Annotated in this window: 9 protein-coding genes and 1 pseudogene; 3 read left to right on the top strand and 7 right to left on the bottom strand. The window is 74.2% G+C overall.

The genetic code is table 11. The features are described 5' to 3' along the window. Nucleotides 1-73 precede the first annotated feature (73 nt). Complete coding sequence (locus tag DI269_RS04775) at nucleotides 74-1,579, bottom strand: MDR family MFS transporter (protein ID WP_112133975.1); 1,506 nt, start codon at nucleotides 1,577-1,579, stop codon at nucleotides 74-76. A 162-nt stretch (nucleotides 1,580-1,741) separates the two neighbouring features. Between DI269_RS04775 and DI269_RS04770 the strand changes: the two genes are divergently transcribed. The 3 genes from DI269_RS04770 (at nucleotide 1,742) to DI269_RS04760 (ending at nucleotide 4,174) form a co-directional block, all read left to right on the top strand. Further along, nucleotides 1,742-2,293, top strand: coding sequence for a TetR/AcrR family transcriptional regulator (locus tag DI269_RS04770; RefSeq protein WP_198667152.1), 552 nt, complete (start codon nucleotides 1,742-1,744; stop codon nucleotides 2,291-2,293). A 64-nt stretch (nucleotides 2,294-2,357) separates the two neighbouring features. Further along, nucleotides 2,358-3,668: a chloride channel protein gene (locus DI269_RS04765; RefSeq protein ID WP_198667151.1), complete on the top strand. Its 1,311-nt coding sequence runs from the start codon at nucleotides 2,358-2,360 to the stop codon at nucleotides 3,666-3,668. Beyond that, nucleotides 3,665-4,174, top strand: coding sequence for a potassium channel family protein (locus tag DI269_RS04760; protein ID WP_112133972.1), 510 nt, complete (start codon nucleotides 3,665-3,667; stop codon nucleotides 4,172-4,174). Before DI269_RS04765 ends, DI269_RS04760 begins: the two co-directional genes overlap by 4 nt. Here the strand turns inward: DI269_RS04760 and DI269_RS04755 are convergent. From DI269_RS04755 to DI269_RS04730, 6 genes and pseudogenes are all read right to left on the bottom strand, one after another. Next, nucleotides 4,159-4,815, bottom strand: coding sequence for a response regulator transcription factor (locus DI269_RS04755; RefSeq protein WP_112133971.1), 657 nt, complete (start codon nucleotides 4,813-4,815; stop codon nucleotides 4,159-4,161). The genes DI269_RS04760 and DI269_RS04755 overlap by 16 nt on opposite strands. Continuing rightward, entirely contained in the window at nucleotides 4,812-5,150 is a 339-nt protein-coding gene (locus DI269_RS27635) for an ATP-binding protein (protein WP_232822619.1), read from the bottom strand. Before DI269_RS27635 ends, DI269_RS04755 begins: the two co-directional genes overlap by 4 nt. 259 nt (nucleotides 5,151-5,409) lie before the next feature. After that, nucleotides 5,410-5,655, bottom strand: a pseudogene (locus tag DI269_RS28980) (HAMP domain-containing protein); the annotation flags it as partial. Between the two features lie 1,742 nt (nucleotides 5,656-7,397). Then, complete coding sequence (locus tag DI269_RS04740) at nucleotides 7,398-8,531, bottom strand: Cmx/CmrA family chloramphenicol efflux MFS transporter (RefSeq protein ID WP_112133970.1); 1,134 nt, start codon at nucleotides 8,529-8,531, stop codon at nucleotides 7,398-7,400. 207 nt (nucleotides 8,532-8,738) lie between these two features. Further along, nucleotides 8,739-9,797 carry a type III polyketide synthase gene (locus tag DI269_RS04735; protein ID WP_232822618.1) on the bottom strand — a complete coding sequence of 353 codons (1,059 nt, stop codon included), beginning with the start codon at nucleotides 9,795-9,797 and terminating at the stop codon, nucleotides 8,739-8,741. Continuing rightward, nucleotides 9,794-10,171, bottom strand: a 378-nt coding sequence (locus tag DI269_RS04730; RefSeq protein ID WP_198667150.1) for an acyl-CoA dehydrogenase family protein, incomplete at its 5' end; no start/stop codon positions are given. The genes DI269_RS04730 and DI269_RS04735, both read right to left, overlap by 4 nt.

Raw genomic sequence — 10,171 nt, 5'->3', positions numbered from 1 at the left:
TGGACGCGCTCTAGGGATCACAAAGGAGCCGGGCCCGACCGCTGCTGCGGTCGGGCCCGGTTCTCGTTCGGGATCAGTGGGCGAGCGCCGGCTCCGCACCGTCGGTGGCGGGCCTGCGGACCAGGAACGCGGCGGCCACGGCGATGACGGCCATGCCCGTGCCCCACAGGAACGCGGTGTGGATGCCGTCGGCGGTCGCGGTGATCGCGTCGGCCCCGTCGGCCAGGCTCGCGGTCGCGCCGGTGGTCATCAGCGTGATGAACACGGCGGTGCCCGCGGCGCCGGCGACCTGCTGGAGCGTGGTGAGGACGGCCGAGCCGTGCGAGTACAGCTCCATCTTCAGCGACCCGAGCGACGAGGTCATCAGCGGCGTCATGAGCAGGCTCAGCGAGAGGCTCATGATGACGTGGATGACGACGACGAACCAGACCGGGCTGACCGGGTCGAGCAGCGTCAGCAGCGCGAGCGCGCCGAAGACGCCGAACGAGCCGGGGATGACCAGCGGGCGCGGGCCGAACTTGTCGTACAGGCGCCCGATCGTCGGGCCGGTCAGGCCCATCGCGAGGCCGCCGGGCAGGACCACCAGGCCGGTCTGGAACGTGGTGAGCTCCAGGACGTTCTGAAGGTACATGGGCAGCAGGATGAGCGAGCCGAACAGGGCCGCCATCGACACCAGCAGCATGATGACGCCGACGGTGAACGAGCGGCTCTTGAACACCCGCAGGTCCAGAAGCGCCGAGTCGGTGCGCTGGAGCCGGATCTGGCGGAGCACGAACAGGGCCATCGCCACCGCGCCCGCGGTGATCGTCGCGTACGGCGGGACCGGGGCGTGGCCGCCCGCGGCGGCCTCGCCGATCGAGCTGAGGCCGTAGATCAGGCCGCTGAAGGCGACCGCCGACAGCAGCGCCGAGAGCAGGTCGAACCTGACCGGGCGGGTCTCGCCGAGGTTCGGGACCTTCAGCGCGCCCAGGATGAGGCCGAAGACGGCGATGGGCAGCACCGACAGGAACATCCAGTGCCACGACAGCTGGGAGAGGATGAACCCGGAGAAGGTGGGGCCGACCGCCGGGGCGACGGCGATGACGATGGTGATGAACCCGATGGTGCGCCCGCGCCGGTCGGCGGGGACGAAGGTCATCACGGTGGTCATCAAGAGCGGCAGCATGACGGCGGTGCCGGAGGCCTGGATGACGCGCGCGGCGACGAGGACGCCGAAGACCGGCGCCGACGCGGCGAGGATGGTGCCCACGGTGAACAGCGTCATCGCGGCGATGAACACGGTGCGCGTGGTGAACCGCTGGAGGATGAGCCCGGTCATCGGGATCACCACGGCCATGGTGAGCATGAACCCGGTGGTCAGCCACTGGACCGTGGCCGCGGTCAGGGTGAACTGCTCCATGAGTTCGGGGAGGGCGACGCCCATGATGGTCTCGTTGAGGATCATCACGAACGCGGCCACGAGGAGCACGCCGAGGACCAGTTTGATCTGGGCCGGGACGCCTTCCGACGCGGCGGGCTCGGCCTCCGCGGGTGAGTCGGCCGCTTCGGGTGTGTCGGCCGGTCGCTGGTCAACGCTCATGGGGGGATCCTTCAGGTGTTGTGGCCTTCCCGGTGCCGAGGTGCCGGCGCTGTGGTGACGGCGCCGACGCACCGGAAGTGTCAGTGACTGTCAATCATTGCAGTTGCTAACATCCCTGTCATGACCGCCGGTACCAGTCTGCGAGAAGTGTCACGCCGGGCCGTGCAATCGCGGATTGCCCGGACCGCCGAGTCGCTGTTCTCCGCCAAGGGCTTCGAGGAGACCACCGTCGACGAGATCGCCGCGGCCGTCGGCATGTCACAGCGGAGCTTCTTCCGGTACTTCTCCTCCAAGGACGAGGTCGTCCTCGACAGCCTGGAACGGCTGGGCGAGGACCTCGCGTCACGCCTGGCGGAGCGCCCGTCCGGCGAGCCCGAGTGGGACTCCCTGCGGCGCGCGTTCGACTTGGTCGTCGAGCGCTTCGGCGACCCAGTATCGCGCGAACACGACGCCGCGATCCAGCGAATTATCGACCGCAGCCCCCGCCTCCTCGCCTCCTACCTGTGCCGCCTGGAGCACCTCCAGCGGATGCTGACCGAGGCGCTCACCGCACGGGCAGGGGACGGCGCGGACCCGGTCGTCCTGCGCGCCATGGTCGGCGCCGCGTTCGCGTGCCTGCACGCCTCGGCGTTCCCCCACATCGACGAGCCCGACGCGTTCGGGCCGTGCCTGGACCGGACGATGGCCGCGCTGCGGCCGGTCGACTGCCGCTGACCCGTTTGCCATGAATGCCCGGTGCCGGGCCCCGTCGCGGTGAAAACTGTGTCGGGGAGGCGCAGTGGACGAGCAGACGGAACCGGGGAGCGCGCGGCTGGAGCAGCTGGCGCGCACGGGCCAGTACGTGCGACTGCTGCTGCTCGCGGGCGCCGTCGGCATCCCGGTGTCGGTGGTGGCGTTCGCGTTCCTCGCGCTCCTGCACCGCATGACCGCGTTCGTGTGGGAGGACCTGCCCGCCGACCTGGGCCTGGACCCGCTCCCGTGGTGGTGGCCCGCGCCGTGGCTCCTCGCGGGCGGCATCGTCGTCGGCGTCGCGGTCAAGTGGCTGCCGGGCGGCGGCGGGCACGTGCCGATCGACGGCCTGTCGGCCGAACCGGTCAAGCCCTCGTACCTGCCGGGCGTGCTGCTGGCCGCCGTCGGCGGGCTGCCGCTGGGCGTCGTCCTCGGCCCCGAAGCGCCGCTCATGGCCGTCGGCGGGGCGACCGCGCTGCTCATCGCGCGACGCTGGGGGCCCGAGCAGGGGACGCCCGCGGCGGCGGTCCTCGGGACCTCCGGTGCGGCCGCGGCGGTCGCGGTGATCTTCGGCAGTCCCCTGGTCGCGGCCGTGTTCATCCTCGAAGCGGTCGGGTTCTCCGGGCCGAAGCTGACGCGCGTGATCCTGCCGTGCCTGCTGTCGGCGGGCGTGGGCGCCTTGATCTTCACCGGGCTCGGCGACTGGACGGGACTGCCGGTGTCCTCGCTGCGCCTGCCCGGACTCGACGCCGCGGCGCTGCACGTGACGGACCTGCTGTGGACGGTCCCGGCGGCGGCCGCGATCGCGATCGGCGTCAAGCAGGTCCACGCCCTCGGGCGGCGGCTCGCCCCGGTCGCCAAGCGCCGGCCGTTGACCCTCGCGGTCGCCGCGGCGGTCGTGACGGCGGTGTCCGCGGGCGCGTATGCGCTGCTCACGGGCCGCTCCCCGGTGGAGGTCGTGCTCTCGGGGCAGGAGTCGCTCGCCGAGCTGAGCGCCGATCCGGCGTCGTTCACGGCGTGGGCGCTGGTCGCGCTGCTGGTGTGCAAGGGCTTGGCGTACGCGGTGTCGCTCGCGGCGCTGCGCGGCGGCCCGATCTTCCCGGGCCTGTTCCTCGGCGCCGCCGCGGGCGTGCTGCTCAGCGCCCTGCCCGGGTTCGGGGCGGTGCCCGCGCTGGCGGCCGGGATGGCGGCGGCGACCGCCGCGGTCCTGCCGCTGCCGGTCTCGGCCGCGGTGCTGGTGACGCTGCTGCTGGGCGCGGACGCTTCGGCGATGACCCCGGTCGTGCTCATCGCGGTCGTGGTCGCGTTCGTGACCGAGCAGGCCCTCGACCGGAGGCGCCGGGCGGAGGCGGCGCCGTGAACCGTCCCCGGATCCCCGCGGCCGCGCGGTACGCGATCCTCTGCATAGCACTGGTCGTGGCGTACATCGTGGTCCCGGTGCGCGCCGACGCCGAACCGGTGGTGCTGGTCCTGCGGTGGGTGCTGACGACGGCGATGCTGGTGACGCTCGCGGTCGCGGCCCGCTGGGAGGCCGTGCGGCAGCTGCGGGACCCCGACGCGCCCCTGGGCGGGCTGGCCGTGGCGATCCTCGGCGGGGTGCTGCTGTTCGCGCTCGCCGACTACGGGGTCGCCGTCCACCGGCCCGAGGAGTTCACGAACCTGCGCACGAGGGTCGACGCTTTGTACTTCGCGATCAGCACGCTGCTGACGGTGGGCTTCGGCGATGTCAACGCCGAGGGGCAGATCGCGCGGGCGCTGCTGTGCGTGCAGATGGCGTTCAACTTCACCGTCATCGCCGCCTCGGCGTCCCTGCTGGCGCGCAAGATGACCGCGCGCGCCCGGCAGCGCCGTCAGCCCAGCCGGTAGCCCACGCCGGGGGTCGTCGCGATGACGGCGGGGTCGCCGAGCTTGCGGCGCAGGCGGCCCACCGTCACGGCAACGGTGTTCGTGAACGGGTCGGCGTGCTCGTCCCACACCTGCTCCAGGAGCCGCTCGGCCGACAGGAACCCCGGGGCCGCGATCAGCAGCGCCTCCAGGACCGCGAACTCCTTGACCGACAAGGAAAGGAGGCGCCCGTCGCGGACCGCGGTGCGCCGCACCGGGTCCAGTTCGATCCCGGCCGCGCGGAGCGTGCGCGGGCGCGCGTCGGGGCGGCGGCGCGACAGGGACTGGACGCGCAGCACCAGCTCGGGGAAGTGGAAGGGTTTCGCGAGGTAGTCGTCGGCGCCCAGGGACAGGCCCGAGACGCGGTCGTCGGGACCGCCTGCGGCCGTGAGCATGAGGATCATGGGCCGGTCCTCGCGGTCGGCGACGAGGCGGCAGATCGCATCGCCGTGGAGACCGGGCAGGTCGCGGTCGAGGACGACCACGTCGTAGTCGGTGTGGCCGAGCTTCTCGGCGGCGGCGAGGCCGTCGAACGCGAGGTCGACGGCCATCCCGTTGTCCCGCAGGCCTTCGGCGACGACCTCGGCGAGCGCGCGGGCGTCCTCGACGACCAGGACCCTCATCGCGCCGCCTCGTCAGCGGGCCGCTCCCCCGGGAACGCGACCGCGGCGGCGAGACCGCCTGCGGGGAGCGCGGTCAGCGCGAGCGTGCCGCCGTGGGCGGCGGCGATCGCGTCGACGATCGCCAGGCCGAGCCCCGAGCCGCGTTCGGAGCCGGTGCGCTCGGGCGCGCCGCGGCGGAAGGGGCGCACCAGGTCGTCGACCGTGGCCTGGTCGAGCACGGGCCCGGAGCCGCTGACCGTCAGCACGACCGCGTCGGCCGCCGGGGCGAGGGCGACCGCAATGGACCCGCCCAGTTCGTTGTGAACGACGGCGTTGTCGACGAGGTTGCCGACCAGCCTGGTCAGGAGCGCGGCGTCCCCGGCGACCTCGGACCGGGGCAGGTCGGTCGCGACGCTCAGCCCCAGGTCGGCGATCTCGTCGGCGCGGGCGTCGAGCGCGGCGGCGGCGAGGCCGGCGAGGTCGGCGGTCCCGGTCCCGAAGGCGCCGTGCTGGACGCGGGCGAGGGCCAGGAGGCCGTCGAGGAGGCGGTCNGGGCGCGGGGGCGGCGGGCTTGGCGGCGGCGACGTCGACGGTGGCGCGCATGGTCGCGAGCGGGGTGCGCAGCTCGTGGGAGGCGTCGGCGGCGAAGCGGCGCTGCGCGGCGAACGCGGCTTCGAGGCGGCCCAGGAGGTCGTCGACGGTGTCGGCGAGGTCGGTGACCTCGTCGCGGGGGCCGGGCAGGGCCAGGCGGCGGTCGAGGCGCTCGGCGGTGATCTCGCGGGTGACGGCGGTGATGCGCCGCAGCGGGCGCAGGACCCGCTTCGCCAGGAGGCGCCCGACCAGGAGCGAGACGACGATCATGAGGGCGAGCGCGCAGGCGCAGGCGAGGAGGATCTGCCGGGAGTGGCGCTCGTCGGTCTCGGCGAGCTGCCTTTGGAGGGCGGCGATCTGCTCGACCGGGGTGGCGGTCCCCTGGCCGGTGGCCGGCTCGGTGTCGGAGTAGTCGCCGCCGGAGATGACGAACACGAGGACGAGGAGCGCCGCGCCGCAGAGGAGGAACGCGGCGCCGTACAGGACCGTGAACCGCGTCCGCGCCTGGAGCCTGAGCATGTCCCCCAGCATGCCCGGGCGGGCATAACAGCGGTCTAACGGGTTCGCTGCGGCCCGTGTCATGCCCTGGTGCGTAGAACGGTCGGCATGAGAAAGCAAGTGAAAGCGGCGTGCGCGGCCATGGGCCGCTGCGCCGTCGCCGTATCGAAGCCGTCGGCGTGGGCGGCGCTCCGCCGCCCCGGACGGCTCATCGCGCTGGCCTCGGTCGGGGTCGTCCTGATCGGACTGGGGCTGCTGACGGCGGCCGCGAGCCGGTCCTCGTGCGACGGGGCCTGCCCGACCGTGCCGGTGTCGACCGAAGGAGAGGTGGTCGCGGACCGGTTCTGGTTCGTGCACCGCGACCTCGGCCCGGAGGGGTCGATCACGGTCCGCCTGGCGGACATGACCGGGACGATCACGTACCCGCCGCCGGACCACGACGAGATCGTGGCGGGCCTGGTGCCGTGGGCGAAGACCGGGGTCATCGTCAAGGACGGCCTCGACCAGGGCTCGGACTACGCGGCGCTCATGCTCACCGGGGAGCACGGGGTGCGGATGCAGTACGGGTACACCGAGGACGTCGCCGGGAGCGCGACCGCGCCGGGGACGCCGGTGTGGTTGCGGCTGACCAGGTCCGGTGACGAGATCACCGGGTTCGAGTCGGTCGACGGCGAGACCTGGGACGAGGTCGGGTCGGTCGCGATCGACGGTCTGCCGGAGACGGTGCAGGTCGGGATGTTCGCGGCCTCCCCCGGGGACCTGACGGTGCGCGAGACGGCGCTGGGCGCGGGACTGCCGGAGTCGCGGTTCACGCAGGCGGTCGGCGTGTTCGACCACGTCGGCGTCGAAGGGGCCGGTGCGGGCGAGTGGGCGAGCGACTCGGTCGGGGACATGAACCACACCGACTGGGAGAAGCTCCACCATGCTTCGGGCGGGGTCGAGGCGGGCGGCGTGTGGACCGTCAGCGGCACCGGCGACATCGGCCCGGCCACGGAGGATCCGCTCCGCAATGTGGACCAGCTGCTGCTGGGGCTCCCGTTCGCGCTGGCGGTGGCGGTGGTGTTCGCGGCCCGGTTCGGGGCGGCGGGCGGGCGGCTGCCGGGGCGCGAGTTCGCGGTCCGGGCGGTCTCGCTCGGGGCGGCGGTGTTCGCGGTCGGGGCCGTCGCGACCGGGGTGGTGCTCGGTGTCAGGCTGGAGATGATGCGCGGCAACGGGTTCCCGGTGACGCCGCTCGGCGCGGGGACCGTGGTGCAGCTGGTCGCGGGGATCGCGGCGGCCTTGGCGCTGTGCGCGGTGCTGGCGTTCGCGATCGGGGCGTGGTTGCGGCGCAGGTGGATCGCGGTGCTCGTGGCGGTGGCGCTGATCGCGGTGCCGTACGTGATCGGGGTGCTGCCGATTTTCCCGGACGCGGTCTCGGAGTGGCTGCTGCGGTTGACCCCTGCGGCGGGGTTCGCGGTGAAGCAGACGGTGGCCGAGTACCCGCAGGTCCTCGGCCACTACGTCCCTTCCGGTGGTTACTTCCCGCTGCCGTGGTGGGCGGGGCTCTTGGTCCTGCTGGCGTACACGGCGGTCGCGATCGCGATGACCGTGAGGCCCGCGGCGGTCAGGACCGGGCCGCGGGAGCCGGTGGCCGCGTAGCCGATCCCGGCGAGGACCGGGCCGAGCATCGCGCCGACGTTGAGCGCGGCCGTCGCGTAGGACCCGCCCATGGTGGGGGCGTCCTGCGCGGCGGCCATGATGCGTCCGATCAGGGTGGAGCCCACGGCGAACGCGAGCGCGCCCTGGACGGGGACGAGCGGCAGCAGCGCGGTCGGGGCGAGGGCCAGCGCGGCCCAACCGACGAGCAGCAGCGGGCCGCCCCAGGCGAGGAGGCGCCTCCAGTGGCGGTCGGCGAGGCGTCCGGCCGCGGCGACGCCGCCGAACGCGCCGATGCCGAACAGCGCCAGCACGATCGCGACCCGGTCCCCGGCGAGGGCGCCGAGGTAGGTGTAGGCGCCGAAGGTCGCGCCGTTGACGAGGACGCCGAGCGCGAGGACGTGCAGGACCGCGGGCCGTTTGAGGACGGCGAGTTCGGTGCGCAGGCGCAGGGGGGCCGCTTCGAGGGGCCGGTTGGGGACCGCGAGGAGGACGGCGGCCAGGGCCGGGACGGCGAGGGCGGCGACGGCCCAGAGAGTGGCGCGCCAGCCGAGGGCCTCGCCGAGGACCGCACCGGCGGGGACTCCGGCGACCAGGGCGAGGGTGGTGCCGCCCAAGAGGATCGCGAGGGCCCGGGCGCGGGCGGTCTCGGGGACCAGGAGCGCGGTGGTGGCGAGGGCGACCGCGAGGAAGCCCGCGTTGGCGAGCGCGGCGAGCACGCGGGTGGCGAGGAGGACGGCGAAGTCGTCGGTGAGGGCCCCGGCGGCGTGCGCGGCGATGAAGAGCGCCAGGAACGCGGCGAGGGCGGTGCGCGGGGGCCAGCGGCGCCCGGCGGCGGCCATCAGGGGCGCGCCGACGACCATCCCGGCGGCGAACGCCGAGGTGAGGAGGCCGGCTCGGGCGATGGTGACGCCGAGGTCGGCGGCGAGGTCGGGCAGGAGGCCGGCGAGCATGAACTCCGAGGAGCCTTGCGCGAACACGGCCATGGCGAGCAGGTACAGGACGAACGGCATTGCGGATTCTCCGGAAACGTCGAGAGCGGACGGCGGACGACCGCCGGTCCCGGACGCGCGGAGAGGAGCCCTGTGCGACTAGGGCGGGGAAGTTCTCAGGCGAGCGTCGCGGGCCGCCGGCGGTGCGGCGGCTCCGGTCTGGACGCTTCGGGTGAGGACATGGCGCCGAACCTACCACGGGCCCTCGCGGCGGCGCGCGTCCGTTTTTCAGGCGTCGAGGAGCGCCGCGTAGAGGGTCAGGCCGGGGCCGAAGGCAAGCATGACGACCGGGCCGTCGGGCGGGCCGGCCTTGAGGATCTCGTCGAGGACGAGCAGCACGGTGGCTGAGGAGCAGTTGCCGTGCTCGGCGAGGACGCGGCGGGAGGGGTCGAGGTCGTCGGGGGCGAGGTCGAGGCCCTCGGCGACGGCGTCGAGGACGCGCGGCCCGCCGGGGTGCACGGCCCAGGCGGCGACCTCGGAGCGGTCGAGGCCGTGGCGGGCGAGGAGGTCCTTGACGAGGGGACCGACGTGCTCGCTGAGCGCCTCGGGGACCTCCGGCGACAGGCCCATGCGGAAGCCCAGATCGGTGACGCGCCAGGTCATGTGGCCGCGGCGGACGGTGTCGGTGCGGGCGGCGACGTCGACCACGCGCAGGCGCGGGGCTGCGGCGCTCCGCGCCCCGGAGGCGCTGCCGGGGCGCAGCACGATCGCGGCGGCGGCGTCGCTGAACAGGGCGTGGACCACGGCCTGGTCGATGTCGCGGGTGCCGGGCTGGACGTGGAGCGAGGTGAGCTCGACGCACAGCAGGACGGCCGGGCGCTCGTGCGCGGCGACGTAGTCGGCGACCGCGCCGAGCGCCGGGATCGCGGCGTGACATCCCATGTGGCCCACCAGGAGGCGGCGGGCGTCGGCGCGCAGCGGGAGCGACCCGGCCAGTTCGATGTCGGTGCCGGGGGTGCCGTAGCCGGTGCAGGTGGCGACGGTCAGGAGCCCGATCTCCTCGGGTTCGGTCCCGGCGGCGGTCAGGGCCTGGCGGACGGCGCGCAGGCCGAGCGCGGGGGCGCGTTCGGCGTACCGCCGCATGCGCTCCTCTGTGGACCATCCGGCGGCGTCGGCGAGCTCATAGGGCGGGGTCGAGGAGTGGCGGCGCTCGACCCCGGCGGTGTCGAACATGCGGGCGGCGATGCGGCTGCCGTTGAAGTGGGTCCGGAAGACGTTGTCCCACAGCCAGTCCTGCTCGTACTGCTGGGGCAGGGCGGTGCCGATCCCGGAGATGCGCGCGTTCACCACCGCGGGACCGCCGTGTCGTGGTCGGGGTCGGCGCCGAGGGCGGCGGCGCCGAGCCAGTCGGCGCACACGTCCGAGGTCGCCGGTTGGAGGGCGCCGCAGCGGGCGTCCCGGTAGAGCCGCTCCAGCGGGTGGCCTCGGCGGGAAGCGGAGGTCCCGGCGGCTTCGAGGAGCGAGGAGGCGACCTGGAACGCGGTGTCCCCGGCGATGAGCTTGGCGCGCCACACCCACCGGTTGGTGGCGTCCTCCCCCGGGTCGGCGTCGATGCGGCGGGCGGCCTCGGCGACGACGAGTTCGGCCGCGGCGACGGCGGCCTCGGCGCGGCCGATGCGGGCCCGCACGGGCGCGAGGTGTTCGAGGCCGCGGCCCCTGAC

This window comes from Glycomyces dulcitolivorans (genome assembly GCF_003265355.1).
Classification (GTDB): Bacteria; Actinomycetota; Actinomycetes; order Mycobacteriales; family Micromonosporaceae; genus Glycomyces; species Glycomyces dulcitolivorans.
The sequence above is the reverse complement of the archived record's forward strand: the minus strand, read 5'-3'. Positions and strand labels throughout refer to the sequence as shown.